The organism is Piscibacillus sp. B03, from assembly GCF_052246295.1.
Taxonomy (GTDB): Bacteria; Bacillota; Bacilli; order Bacillales; family Alkalibacillaceae; genus Piscibacillus.
Map to the genome: position 1 here is coordinate 25,928 of NZ_JBQQCO010000008.1, position 12,346 is coordinate 38,273.

Here is a 12,346-nt window from a genome sequence, read left to right on the forward strand (position 1 = left end):
TAGTTCTCTATCGCAATTCGGAGCTTCCATATCGACAGTTGCGGGCTCTCTATCGACAATTTGGGTGCGCCAATCGACATTCGGGGCTTCCTTATCGACATTCGAGCGCCGCCAATCAACATTCGGGGCTTCCTTATCGACATTCAGAGCTTCCTTATCTACATTGGAGCGCTGCCAATCGACATTCGGGGCTTCCTTATCGACATTCAGAGCTTCCTTATCGACATTCGAGCGCCGCCAATCAACATTCGGGGCTTCCTTATCTACATTGGAGCGCTGCCAATCGACATTCAGGGCTCTCTATCAACAAAGCGTCCTATCCTAATTGTTTTAAACACAAAATGAAGGCTCCCGGACGAGCCGGGAGCCTACCTTATTTTATTCAAGTACAATTTTTTATTGTAACTTAGTAGATATTCGAAGTCAGTTCGGTAATCGTATTCTAGTAAATAAGACCTATAACGTTTGCCGCCTTTACTTTGGAATCCTTGATTTTTTAATAGTCTACTTGCCGTTGTGGAATCAACGTTTAACCATTGGCTGAGGGTGTCGGAAGAGATTTCGGAGCCAAATATAAGATAGTAATCTTTAAGCACCTCCTGTAAGGTGTTGGTGTTTTGTGTATGGCAGTATTCACACGTGAAGTTTGAACGATAGTAGATCATTCTTTTTCTGAAACAATTAGGACAGACTGCACCTGGGGCAAGGTCGTTTTCGCTGAGCTCTAACTCTTCTAATAGGTTCATATCATAGATTTGGTTATTGCGCTGTAATTCTTGGAATATCTGCATGCGATTGGTGATTGATGGTTGGTTTTTATACATGTTTTCAAGTTGGTAATAAGCGTGGCTTAGTTTGTAACCAGAGATGACCCTCTGATCAAGTTGCTGATGGTCATGCTCAATGATTGCATTTTTGTTCGTGAAAACGACTAGCGTCTCAATTGGCACTGTTATTCCTTTTTGTCTTAACCAATTTGAGAGTAACCTTGCATGTTTTTCGACTTGAAGAATGGGGTCTTGGTAACTGGTCAGTTCCCCCTTATAGTTTTGGACCATTTGCCCGACATGGTGATCAACTGAAATTCTTCCGACTACATTCTTCACTTGTAGTAAGAGGATGAACTTTTCACAAAATAAAATTGTATCGATTTCGAAATAAATTCCGTTCAACTTTAATCTAATGTTACTTAATTTCGGAAGATTTTCTAATATGTATTTTAAATGATAATCTATTGAGACTTCACCATAATAGCCAGAGCTATACCGGGCTATCTGTTCTTCTAATACAGTTAACACCTTATGACCAGGGATAATTTGACGGTTTATGGCCAGCAGTTTTAACAGCTTAACTGATGTCGGTTGATCTTTCAATCAAATGCCTTCTTTCTTAGAGGGAGTGGTCAAGATTAGCGAAGTGGGTCGTTTGGCCTTCCCCGGAACCAAACTGTAAAAAGGAGATGATTATTTTTACACGAGACTAATTTTAGATGGAATCCTTATATTATTCTTCAACTAATCTTGACACCTTAGTTATACCCTGTGAAATTGTTTGACACAAGGTAGTGAAAAATCAATTTACTATAATATAAAAATTTAATTTTTATATGTGAAATTAAACTTTTACGTCATTTTTACGGTAGAAAATTCAATTTCGATAAAATTTGGATTTTTTATATACTAAGAGATCTGCTCTTTCTACTGTTGGGTTTTTTCTATCGGCAAGACGATCTTCTCTATTGACTATTTGGGCTTCTTAATCGACAGTCGCGGCTTTCCAATTGACATTCGGTGCTCTCCTATCAACAGTCAGCACTTCCCAATCGAAAAATTGAGACTCCCAATCGACAGTCAGCACTTCCCAATCGAAAAATTGAGACTCCCAATCGGCAGTCAGCGCTTCCCAATCAACAAATCGAGCTTCCCTATCGACATTCGGTGCTTCCCAATCAACAAATCGAGCTTCCCTATCGACATTGGCGCGTTCCCTATCGACAAACCGAGACTCCCAATCGACAGTCGGCGCTTCCCAATCAACAAATCGAGCTTCCCTATCGACATTGGCGCGTTCCCTATCGACAAACCGAGACTCCCAATCGACAGTCGGTGCTTCCCAATCAACAAATCAAGCTTCCCTATCGACATTGGCGCGTTGCCTATCGACAAACCGAGCTCCCCAATCGACAATTGGACCTGCTCTATCGACTTTTGCTGCGTCTCAATCAAAATTTCAAACAAAAATTAAGAAGCTTTTGCGCCCCGTGCGCAAAAGCCCCATCCTACTCCAAACGAAAAGCTCCCGCCGTGGCGGGAGCTTTCTTACTTTAGGCTTTTTTCTTGGTGAATTTGTTTGATAGGTCATCAAATAATGTGTAGACAACCGGGATGAGCACGAGTGTGATTAGCATCGAGAATAGGAGTCCGAAGATAATCACAACGGCTAGTGGTTGTTGGGCTTCGCCGCCTTGGCCGAGTCCTATTGATAATGGGATCATACCCAGAATCGTTGTGAGTGACGTCATTAGGATCGGTCGTAGACGGTTGGCTCCGGCTTCGATAATGGCCTCGAATCGTTCAACGCCTTTTCGTCTTAGGATATTAATGTAATCCACGAGGACGATGGCGTTGTTGACGACAATTCCGGCGAGCATAATCACCCCTATGAATGCCGGAATCGATAACGGCAAGCCTGTGACAAACAGGCCGAGAATGACACCGATGATCATCGTCGGTAGCGAGAACATGATGATGAATGGGTGCAGGAAGTTTTCAAACTGCACGGCCATGACAGCGTAAACTAAGAAGATTGAGAACACCAGTGCGAGTGCTAAATCTTCAAAGGCTTCCATCATGTCTTCTGCTTGACCACCGATGTTGTAGCTGTAACCTTCTGGGAACGTGAGTCCGCTCAGGCGTTCGTCAATTGCGGATGTGACGCTACCTAAGTCACTCCCGACGAGTCCAGCTGAGACAACGACGCGGCGTTGTTGATTTTGCCTTGTTAAGGATGTTGGTCCTTCGACTTGGTCAATGTTCGCTACAGTTTCTAAGCGGATTTGGTCACCTGTTGGTGTTGCAATTTTCAAGTCGCGAATTTCTTCTAATGTGTCACGGTCTTCTTTAGGCGTCAGTACGCGAACGTCGAGTTCACTTCCTTCTGACCTAAATTGTGTTGCGACTTGGCCGTTTAGCTGTGAGCTAATTTGACCCATGATTTGAGCGCGTGTCATGCCAAACTCAGCTGCCGCGTCACGATCGACTAAAATTTGCATTTCTGGACGTCCTTCATCGGCTGATGTGCCTGGGTTGTGAACGCCTTCGATGTCTTCAATGACAGTTACGACTTGGTCTGCTAGTTCGGATAGTACATCATGGTCGGGTCCGTTCAATTCGACTTGTACGGGATCACCTGCACTAACCGATGCCCCGAGGACACTGACGCTTATGTCTGCACCCGCAATCTCTTGAATTTGCGAATCCCATTTTTGCATGACATCTTCTGTTGATAGGTCACGCTCGCCTTTTGTTACGAGTTGAACCATGTAGGACGCACTATTCGATGTGCCGCCCATGCCCATTTGTCCGCCTGAGCTTCCAACTGTGGCAAAACTTGATTCAATCATGTCGGCGTCTTTTTCCATAATAGTGTTAACTTGTTCTACGACATTCATCGTCTCATCTAAGTTTGAACCTGATGGTGTCTCCACGGAAATTTCAATTTGTCCTTGATCCGCTTCTGGTATGAACGCGAGCCCGAGACGTGGTACGAGTGCTAAGCTTGCAGCTATGACCACAACCGCAACTAAGATACTTGTTTTTCTATAAGTCAGGGTGCGTCTTAAGATGCCTTGGTAAAAGTTAATTATTTTTCCAAGTAAGCGGTCGAACCAGTAGCGTCGACCATTCCCTTCGCCTAACTTTTTCAACATCTTAGATGACAGCATCGGAATAATTGTAAGGGATGCTGCGAGCGATGCGATTAGGGCGAATGCGACGGTTAACGCAAGTGGCGTGAAAATTTCAGACGCGATGCCTTCAACAAACACAATTGGTAAAAAGACGACTAATGTCGTGGTCGTTGAGGCGATCACGGCTGGTGCGATTTCGGATGCGCCTTTTCGTGCCGCTTCCTTCATCGAATAACCGCGTTCCCGGTATGTGACGATGTGCTCGAGTATGACGATGGCACTGTCGACCATCATTCCGATTCCGAGTGCGAGTCCACCCATCGTCAGGATGTTCACGGTTTCGCCGGTAAAGTACATTAACGTGAATGTCGTAATGACGGCGATTGGAATCGATAAACTGATGACGAGTGTTGCGCGGAAACTTTTTAGGAATAAAAGTAAAATTAGAATCGCGAACACGGCACCGAGTAATAGGTTTTGCACGACTGAGTCAATTGACATTCGAATGAAGTCGGCTGTGTCGAATACGACGTTTAGCTCGACACCTTCTGGTAAGTTCGCGCGAGCATCATCGAGCGTGCTTTGGATCGCATCAGATACTGCAACTGTGTTTCCGTCTGTCTTTTTCAAAATGTTCATGACGACGGCTTCTTGCCCGTTGACCATGGATTTGCCGGTTTCGTCAGTTACACGTCGTTCAACGGTTGCAATGTCACCGAGTTCGATCATTTCTTCTTGTGGTGTCTGAATCACTGTTTCTCTTATGTCATCGAGTGATTCGTACTCACCTAGAATACGTATTTGTAATTCCTGGGTTCCCCGCGAGATGACACCTGCTGACATAGATTGATTGGAACCTCGTATGGCTTCCATGACTTGTTGTGACGATAGACCGAATTGATTAAGCCTCTGTTGGTCTAGAACGACACGGACTTCTTCGGTGATGCCACCTTCTATTCCAACAGATCCTACCCCTTTTTGTCGTTCAAAAATCGGCTGGACTTCGGTTTCAGCTAATTCTTGTAAGGTGGCTTTGTCATCCCCGGTTAGGCCTACCCACATGACGGGCATTTGTTGTGGGTCAAAGCGCAATACGTTCGGTTCGCCGGCACTGTCCGGTAGAAAGCCTTTGACCTGGTCGACTTTTTCCCGAACATTGAGTAAGGCATTGTCTAAATTAGTGTCAGTTGAAAACATCAGGACAACGAGTGAATTTCCTGGCTGTGACTGGGCCTGAATCGTGTCGACACCTTCGATTGTAGCAACGGAAGACTCAATTGGTTTCGTGACGAGTTCCTCGACCTCTTGTGGAGCCGCGCCTTCATAGTTCGTTGCGACAACCGCAATCGGTAGGTCGATATCTGGATATAAGTCTACGGATAAATTACGGAATGAGACGAAGCCTAGCGCAAGGATCGCGAGGACAATCATCGTCACCCCGACTGGTCTTTTAATGGATGAATTGACGAGGCGCATTATTCAGCCTCCTCGTTGATTGAGATTTCTTGGTCGTCAGATAACGTTAACTGCCCACGGATAACGACTTGGTCGCCTTCTTCAAGTGTGTTATCTTCTACTGGTTTGATCGCTGTTTCTTTTGATTGCATAGCGATGACTTCAACTGGGATGCGAACAGCTTTATCGTCTTTTGCCACAAAAACGACTCGCTCTTCACCTCGCTCAACAACCGCTTCAGTTGGAACGATCAGCGCATTTTCAGCAACCATTTTTTCTAATAAAACTTGCGCGGAAACGCCTGATAAAATGTCTTGATCCTCATTTTCGATTTCTGCTTGGATTTCAAAGGTTCCCGTTTCCACAGCACTGTCGGCAACGGTAGTAATCGTTGCGGTGCCTTCTTGGTCAAGCTGGGATACGGTGAAGTTTACTTCGTCGTCTTTTGAGAAGTTTTGAACCTCACTTGCTGGCACGTTAAAAGTTAGATTTAAAGGGTCAATCGTGACGACGATGGCTGCTGGTTCTTCATTTGTTACCATACGACCTTCAGCCATATTTAATTGTTGAATTTGACCGTCCATTGGTGCTTCAAGGTCTCTGCGTCCATATTGAGGGTGGACGATTTCAGCTAAAACATCGCCTTCTTCAACGACGTCCCCTTGCTCAACATGTAACTCATCGACTTCCCCTGCGATTTCAGAAACCACTGGCATTTGATCGCTCGGCATTGTACGCGCGACAAAGGTTCTCGTTTCGGTAAAATCCGATTGCGTCACTTCCGCTACTTCCACAGGCGTTGCGACTGTTTCTGTTTCTTCCTCCTCTGGCTCATCATTACAAGCAACTAATACAACACTGAGTATTGCGATTATTAGGACTAGGAATTTTTTCATTATATTTCACGCTCCAATGTGTTTTCTAATATTAAAATGTCATCATGGATGACGCTGAGCTTTTTCAAATGTTCAAGCATGGATTCGATGATAATTTTTTGTGGTGAATCCTTTTTGATTTCGCTTTGAATGACGTCGAGTGCTTCAAGGGCCTTATTAGGTTGGTCCTTAATGCTGCTATGTATTTTCTGCCTAATTTTTGCTAACAATAGGGCACGTTCTTCAAAAACGTGCGGCAGCTTCTGAATCGGTGGTTCGCTGCCATCAGTGATGAGGCCTTGGCACATATGGTCAAGCTGGCTCGTGATGAATTGCGGTAACTTCTCGCGGTTGATGGTGCTTTCGTCCACGACAAGCCAATTCGTGTAGCTGTTAATCATGCCTTCGAGTATGATTGCCGCATCATTTTCGAATGGTTTAATCGCATCACCGTAAATGGCTACAATATTGTCGCGAGTCCAGTTAAAATTTTGCTGACGAGTCTGGATAATAAATGACTCCGCATCTCGACCGAGTGGCACCTGATCTCGCAACAACATCACGATGAGCGGTTTATTTTCAATAATAAAATCAAAGTAAATTTCGAGCTGTTTCATCAGCGCATCTCTAGGGTTCGATTCTTGCTTCGCTTCCTTCATTCTTTCCATGATCGTCGCATAATAATAGTCGTAGATCGAAACAATTAATTCATCCTTCGACTCAAAATAATTATAGAACGATCCCTTCGCAACCCCCGCATGTTCAGCTATCTCCTGAACCGACGTGGTATGGAAACCTTTTTTGGCGAAAAGCTCAATACTTCCCTTGATAATGCGTATTTTCTTTTCATTCATAAAATAACTCCTCTACTTAGGATGACCAGTCAGTCATTTTCTAATATACTCCAGTTTATTTGATGTTACAACTAAGCGGGCTTTGAAAATTTTGAAGATATCGTGAACATTAATTATGATGTTCCGACTTATTGACAGTCGGTGCTTTCCTATCGACAGACACGGCTTTCCTATCGACAGTCGCGGTTCCCAATCGACAAATGGAGCTCCCCTATCGGCATTCACGGCTTCCCAATCAACAAACGGGGCTCCCCTATCGACAGTCGCGGCCTCCCAATCAACAAACGGGGCTCCCCTATCGACAGTCGCGGAGTCCCATTCAACAAACGGGGCTCCCCTATCGGCATTCACGGCTTCCAAATCGACAAACATGGATTCTCTATCGACAGTCGCGGAGTCCCAATCGACAAACGGGGCTCCCCTATCGACAGTCGCGGAGTCCCAATCGACAAATGGGGCTCCCCTATCGACAGTCGCGGAGTCCCAATCAACAAATGGGGCTCCCCTATCGGCATTCACGGCTTCCAAATCGACAAACATGGATTCTCTATCAACATTCACGGCCTCCCAATCAACAAACGGGGCTCCCCTATCGACATTCACGGCCTCCCAATCAACAAACGGGGCTCCCCTATCGACATTCACGGCTTCCCAATCGACAAACATGGCTCCCCTATCGACATTCACGGCCTCCCAATCGACAAACGGGGTTCCTCTATCGACAGTCGCGGAGTCCCAATCAACAAATGGAGCTCCCCTATCGGCATTCACGGCTTCCCAATCAACAAATGGGGTTCCTCTATCGACATTCTCAGCTCACCAATCAACAAACGGGGTTCCTCTATCGACAGTCTCAGCTCACCAATCAACAAACGGGGTTCCTCTATCGACAGTCGCGGAGTCCCAATCAACAAATGGGGCTCCCCTATCGGCATTCACGGCTTCCAAATCGACAAACATGGATTCTCTATCGACATTCTCAGCTCACCAATCAACAATCCGACTTTTCTAATATAAAAAACCACCTCCCCCGCTCTTTTACGAGTAAAAGTTTGGGGTTGGGTGGTTTAGGAGATGTACTTATTTTTGATGAAGTAGCCGAATACGTGGGCGGCTAGCATGACTTGGTTGTGCATTTTGGATGGTGATAGGTCGACCTTGTGTGACTGGTTGTTGTAGAAGATAACTTCGGTTTCGTTTTTATGACCTAAGATGGATTGGCAATCTTTGATGTGGCAGTAGTCGATCCAAGTGCAGTCTGGGTGTCGGACTTTCATGGTAGGGATTAGGATGATGCCTTTGCTTGGGTCGACTGGTATTGGAATCATGACCTTTTTCTTGGTGACGATCTCGATGGCCTTTTTCCGACCGTCCAGAGTCGCTCCGCCCTCTTGGATACAGGAAGAGTCAATGATTTTTATCGGTGTTTGCTTTGCGAGGACGGTTCTGTTTGTTTCGATAATTTTGCTTTGATAAATGGGATCGTAATTGGGTGAAATGACCATCGTATGATTGTTAATATAGTAATGCTCAACTTTTTCAATCTGTACCATGACTACTCCTCCTCATAATCTCATTTTTACAAACATTATTTTACAATATTTTAAAATTATTTGAATATTTTTTCTCAAAATTTTAGTTCTTAAAAGGAACTTTTTGCCTATTGTTCTAGTTATTTAGTCCTGTTTTGTTAAACTTTTGGAAATTATGTCGATATTACAGGAAAGGCTCAAGTGAGGTGATTTGTATGGATGTCGCTGCGGCATCAGTGATCATGAGTCAGGCTAAGCTGCAACAACAAGCAGGTGTCAAGATGATGGGAATGACTAAGGATCAAATGGAGGCTCAGGCTGAAGGTTTACAAAAACTTATGGATTCAGCTCAAGTGCCTCAACACCCCGATTTGGGAAACCGACTGGATGTTAAAGCTTAGTTAGATTGAAAAATCCTGCGGGCACAACCGCAGGATTTTTTTAATGAAAGAAGCTTCCGCAACTAGTGCGAAAGCCTCTACATTTTTAGTTATTTTCTTCTTCTTTATTTTCTGGGTCATCCATGTCATCTTGCATCATGTCGTCTTCTTCATCACCCATGCCACCATTGTCGTCACCATTTTCTCCATTGTCGCCGCCATTATCACCATCATCATTTGGCTGTTCTTGATCTGGCTCTTGCTCATCAGTGGCACAAGCGCCTAGAGTTCCTAAGACTAACATTGCTGCCATCAGTAATTTAAGTAATTTCATTTTTGTACCTCCTAAAGTTGTATTTCTCGAGAATAGTGTTACCATAATTTAAATTATTATCATGGAATTGGAAAATTTTTTTGCTGAAATTAAAGGTTGAGGCTTTTTTCCTATAAGATGACGTTGCTTTTGCGCTTGAGGGGCAAAAGCTGCCTTTTAACTTGAATGAAAAATTCCCGCCGCGGCGGGAATTTCCTTATTTTAATTACTTGGCATTGAATTTCATGTACAGTTGAACTCGTTACGCGTACACTTGCACTCGTTTCATGAACACTTGACCCGTTTTCACGTACACTTAGCCTCATTTCATGTACATTTACACGGATTTCACGTACACTCACGCTTATTTAACGTACACATAACCTGTTATGGACGACAATTGCCCCCTCGAAACCAATAAAAAAACCTGCCACAGATCTGCGGCAAGTTCATATTATTCTTTATTTGGATCAACGACAGCAAACATGATTTCAGCTTCACAAGCCATCTCGCCATCGACGGTTGCGACAGCTTTTGCTTTTCCGATTGGTCCTTTTAGGCGAAGCATTTCGACTTCGAGTTTTAGGCGGTCGCCTGGTTTGACTTGGCGTTTGAAACGGCACTTATCGATGCCTGTGAACATGCCAAGTTTACCTTTGTTCTCATCTTTTTGTAAAATTGCAACGGCTCCGACTTGGGCGAGTGCTTCAACAATTAGTACTCCTGGCATGACCATGTATTCTGGAAAATGGCCTTGGAAGAATGGCTCATTGGCAGTCACGTTCTTGTAGCCAACGGCGCGTTTACCTTCTTCTAATTCATCGACTTGATCGATTAATAAAAATGGATAGCGGTGTGGGATGATTGATTTAATTTGCTCTATATCTAGCATGGTTTTCCTCCTTAAAGGTGGTTACTCACCTTGAATATAGCTCCACATGTCTTTCCAGAAATCCAAGCTTCGTACGGTATCGGCGTCATCTCCGTCCCCAAGCTTAGTGTATCCAACATCTAATCCTAAATAAAAAGCTACAAAACATAACACAACGACTAATACGACTCTTAACCAGACTGGGATAAAACGAATTCTCGAATTAATAAATCGTCTAATGGGTCCGTGTTGTTTACGTTCTTTCTTCGCTTCTTTGCGCTTTTTTTGTTTATTCTCTTTTGTTTCTTCTTGTGGTTGTTTCTTCTGTTCTTCTGAAGCCATAGTTAAACCTCAATTCTCAAAAACTAAATAATTTGTCAAACACTATTCTAATAAAAATTACGAGCGCATGCTACCGATGAGGCCCATCATTTGATCACCAATTGAGATTGAGCGTGAATTAAATGAGTAGGCACGTTGAGCTTCCATTAGGTCGGTTAATTCTTTACCCATATCGACGTTTGAGGATTCAAGTGCACCTGGCACTAAGTTCGCATCTTGTGGCGCGACGTCAACAACTAATTGCTCTTCTGGTACACCTAAAGCCGCTTCATCTATTCTAAATTGGTTACTACCTGTTGCTTCTAGCGCGCGTGGTTGGGCAATGTCAACGACTTGAAGTGTCGCCTCAGTTTGTGTTGTTCCGTTGCGTGTTACGCGAACTTCTCCATTTTCGGTAAAGGATATGTCGTCAAAATTGCTATCCAAAATGATTGGACCATTTTGACCTTCAACAGGTAGTCCTTCATTTGTTGTAAGCATGACCTGTTCATCTCCGTTAACCGGTTGTAGATAAAAGTTCCCTGACTTTGTATAGCGCGTTTCAGTATCACCGTTTTGTAATGGTGCATTGACGACAAAAAAGCGTTCGCCGTCTTGTGCTGCAATATCTAACTCACGTCCAGTTTGCTGAACAGCACCAGCCCCCATATGCATACTTGTGTGTCCCATTTTGGCACCTGAACCGACACGAATGCCTTCTGGAGTTAAGCGTGGTGCGTCAGCGTCTCCATTGTTAATATTGTTGATTTGTTGAAATAGCAACGATGAAAACTGTGCGCTTTTTGCTTTATATCCATATGTGTTTGAATTTGATAAGTTATTTGATGTTAAATCCATTCGTTGTTGTAGTTGATTCATGGTGGTGGCAGCGTTTAGCATGTTACGCATTGAAAAGCCCCCTTATGTCAGCGCTAATTAATGCGCCCAATTTGATTTGCGGCCATGTCCATACTTTTATCATACGTTTTGACGACTTGTTGATTGATTTCAAATAATCGATACGATCGCATCATTTCCGTCATGACTTGTTGTGGGTCAACGTTAGAACGTTCAAGTTGTCCTTGATAAACGCTGAAATTCACTTCAGCATTCTCACGTGCGTTTTGAACAGCCTCTCCTTCGTTTCTAAAAAGGTTCTCGCCTTCTTTAACGAGATCATTCGCATTCGGGTGGTAAGCTATGCCTAATAACGTATTATCAAACGGAGAAATGACTTGTCCGTTTTCTGTTACTTCAAATTGCTCAGTCCCTGTTTGAATACGGTTGTTCTCATTGTCTAACACATAATGACCTTCCGTTGTCGTTAAAAAACCTTCTGAATCAACGGTGAAATTTCCATTTCGTGTATAGCGCGCCTCTCCGTCTTCGTTCGCTACTGTATAAAACGTGAACCCGTTTTCATCTGGCATGTCCCCGTTTACAAGAGCTAAGTCTGTCGCGATTCCCGTATCACGTAAGTCACCCTGATTGAAATAAGGTGTGTCTTCTTGCATATAAACGCCTGTGTTAATAGCTCCGACTCGATAGTTGTTCGGGATCTTTGAATTATTTTTTCCAGGTAACTGTTGTTGGTCATAAGCACGGATTAGCATTTCGGGAAATGCTCTGAATGTGGAGCGGTCTGATTTGTAACCAGGTGTTAGGGCGTTTGACATGTTATTAGATAGTGTGTCTTGATAACGTTGCTGCGCAATCATGCCGGCTCCTGCTGCGTTATAGCCTCTAAGCATTTTGTGCGCCTCCTTTGGTTTATGGCCTCTTCTTGATTTATGTATAGCCAAGGCTGCGTCTCCCTTGGTTTTGGCTTGAGGGATTGC

At 44.0% G+C, this 12,346-nt stretch carries 12 protein-coding genes; 1 reads left to right on the forward strand and 11 read right to left on the reverse strand.

Annotated elements, in window-relative coordinates:
• Positions 1-368: 368 nt before the first annotated feature.
• The 6 genes from ACTWQB_RS07020 to ACTWQB_RS07045 form a co-directional block, all read right to left on the reverse strand.
• Positions 369-1,373, reverse strand: coding sequence for an NERD domain-containing protein (locus tag ACTWQB_RS07020; RefSeq protein ID WP_443138479.1), 1,005 nt, complete (start codon positions 1,371-1,373; stop codon positions 369-371).
• A 950-nt stretch (positions 1,374-2,323) separates the two neighbouring features.
• Positions 2,324-5,383: an efflux RND transporter permease subunit gene (locus ACTWQB_RS07025; RefSeq protein WP_443138480.1), complete on the reverse strand. Its 3,060-nt coding sequence runs from the start codon at positions 5,381-5,383 to the stop codon at positions 2,324-2,326.
• Positions 5,383-6,258, reverse strand: a complete 876-nt coding sequence (locus ACTWQB_RS07030) for an efflux RND transporter periplasmic adaptor subunit (protein WP_443138481.1) — start codon at positions 6,256-6,258, stop codon at positions 5,383-5,385. The genes ACTWQB_RS07025 and ACTWQB_RS07030 overlap by 1 nt, the downstream gene beginning before the upstream one ends.
• Positions 6,258-7,091 carry a TetR/AcrR family transcriptional regulator gene (locus ACTWQB_RS07035; RefSeq protein WP_443138482.1) on the reverse strand — a complete coding sequence of 278 codons (834 nt, stop codon included), beginning with the start codon at positions 7,089-7,091 and terminating at the stop codon, positions 6,258-6,260. The genes ACTWQB_RS07030 and ACTWQB_RS07035 overlap by 1 nt, the downstream gene beginning before the upstream one ends.
• A gap of 33 nt (positions 7,092-7,124) precedes the next feature.
• Positions 7,125-7,862: a hypothetical protein gene (locus ACTWQB_RS07040; protein WP_443138483.1), complete on the reverse strand. Its 738-nt coding sequence runs from the start codon at positions 7,860-7,862 to the stop codon at positions 7,125-7,127.
• 296 nt (positions 7,863-8,158) lie between these two features.
• Positions 8,159-8,644: a competence protein ComK gene (locus ACTWQB_RS07045; protein ID WP_443138484.1), complete on the reverse strand. Its 486-nt coding sequence runs from the start codon at positions 8,642-8,644 to the stop codon at positions 8,159-8,161.
• Between the two features lie 194 nt (positions 8,645-8,838).
• On the opposite strand from ACTWQB_RS07045, the gene ACTWQB_RS07050 reads away from it, so the two are divergent.
• Positions 8,839-9,024, forward strand: a complete 186-nt coding sequence (locus ACTWQB_RS07050; RefSeq protein ID WP_443138485.1) for a YjfB family protein — start codon at positions 8,839-8,841, stop codon at positions 9,022-9,024.
• Between the two features lie 85 nt (positions 9,025-9,109).
• Here ACTWQB_RS07050 and ACTWQB_RS07055 read toward each other — a convergent pair whose 3' ends face one another.
• The 5 genes from ACTWQB_RS07055 to ACTWQB_RS07075 all read right to left on the reverse strand — a co-directional run bounded on the left by ACTWQB_RS07055 (position 9,110) and on the right by ACTWQB_RS07075 (position 12,259).
• On the reverse strand, positions 9,110-9,337 hold the full coding sequence (locus ACTWQB_RS07055; RefSeq protein WP_443138486.1) for a hypothetical protein: 228 nt from the start codon (positions 9,335-9,337) through the stop codon (positions 9,110-9,112).
• 433 nt (positions 9,338-9,770) lie between these two features.
• Complete coding sequence (gene fabZ, locus ACTWQB_RS07060) at positions 9,771-10,208, reverse strand: 3-hydroxyacyl-ACP dehydratase FabZ (protein WP_443138487.1); 438 nt, start codon at positions 10,206-10,208, stop codon at positions 9,771-9,773.
• A gap of 21 nt (positions 10,209-10,229) precedes the next feature.
• Positions 10,230-10,529, reverse strand: coding sequence for a DNA-directed RNA polymerase subunit beta (locus tag ACTWQB_RS07065; protein WP_443138488.1), 300 nt, complete (start codon positions 10,527-10,529; stop codon positions 10,230-10,232).
• A 57-nt stretch (positions 10,530-10,586) separates the two neighbouring features.
• Positions 10,587-11,417 carry a flagellar hook-basal body protein gene (locus ACTWQB_RS07070; protein ID WP_443138489.1) on the reverse strand — a complete coding sequence of 277 codons (831 nt, stop codon included), beginning with the start codon at positions 11,415-11,417 and terminating at the stop codon, positions 10,587-10,589.
• A 23-nt stretch (positions 11,418-11,440) separates the two neighbouring features.
• Positions 11,441-12,259 (reverse strand): flagellar hook-basal body protein, encoded by an 819-nt coding sequence (locus ACTWQB_RS07075; RefSeq protein WP_443138490.1) that lies wholly within the window; start codon positions 12,257-12,259, stop codon positions 11,441-11,443.
• Between the last annotated feature and the right edge of the window lie 87 nt (positions 12,260-12,346).

What these genes read in the sequence shown, in the direction of transcription:
- ACTWQB_RS07025 (WP_443138480.1), bottom strand. Translation starts at nt 5,383, where the DNA reads ATGCGCCTCGTCAATTCATCCATTAAAAGACCAGTCGGGGTGACGATG.
- ACTWQB_RS07030 (WP_443138481.1), bottom strand. Translation starts at nt 6,258, where the DNA reads ATGAAAAAATTCCTAGTCCTAATAATCGCAATACTCAGTGTTGTATTA.
- ACTWQB_RS07035 (WP_443138482.1), bottom strand. Translation starts at nt 7,091, where the DNA reads ATGAATGAAAAGAAAATACGCATTATCAAGGGAAGTATTGAGCTTTTC.
- ACTWQB_RS07045 (WP_443138484.1), bottom strand. Translation starts at nt 8,644, where the DNA reads ATGGTACAGATTGAAAAAGTTGAGCATTACTATATTAACAATCATACG.
- ACTWQB_RS07050 (WP_443138485.1), top strand. Translation starts at nt 8,839, where the DNA reads ATGGATGTCGCTGCGGCATCAGTGATCATGAGTCAGGCTAAGCTGCAA.
- ACTWQB_RS07055 (WP_443138486.1), bottom strand. Translation starts at nt 9,337, where the DNA reads ATGAAATTACTTAAATTACTGATGGCAGCAATGTTAGTCTTAGGAACT.
- fabZ (WP_443138487.1), bottom strand. Translation starts at nt 10,208, where the DNA reads ATGCTAGATATAGAGCAAATTAAATCAATCATCCCACACCGCTATCCA.
- ACTWQB_RS07065 (WP_443138488.1), bottom strand. Translation starts at nt 10,529, where the DNA reads ATGGCTTCAGAAGAACAGAAGAAACAACCACAAGAAGAAACAAAAGAG.
- ACTWQB_RS07070 (WP_443138489.1), bottom strand. Translation starts at nt 11,417, where the DNA reads ATGCGTAACATGCTAAACGCTGCCACCACCATGAATCAACTACAACAA.
- ACTWQB_RS07075 (WP_443138490.1), bottom strand. Translation starts at nt 12,259, where the DNA reads ATGCTTAGAGGCTATAACGCAGCAGGAGCCGGCATGATTGCGCAGCAA.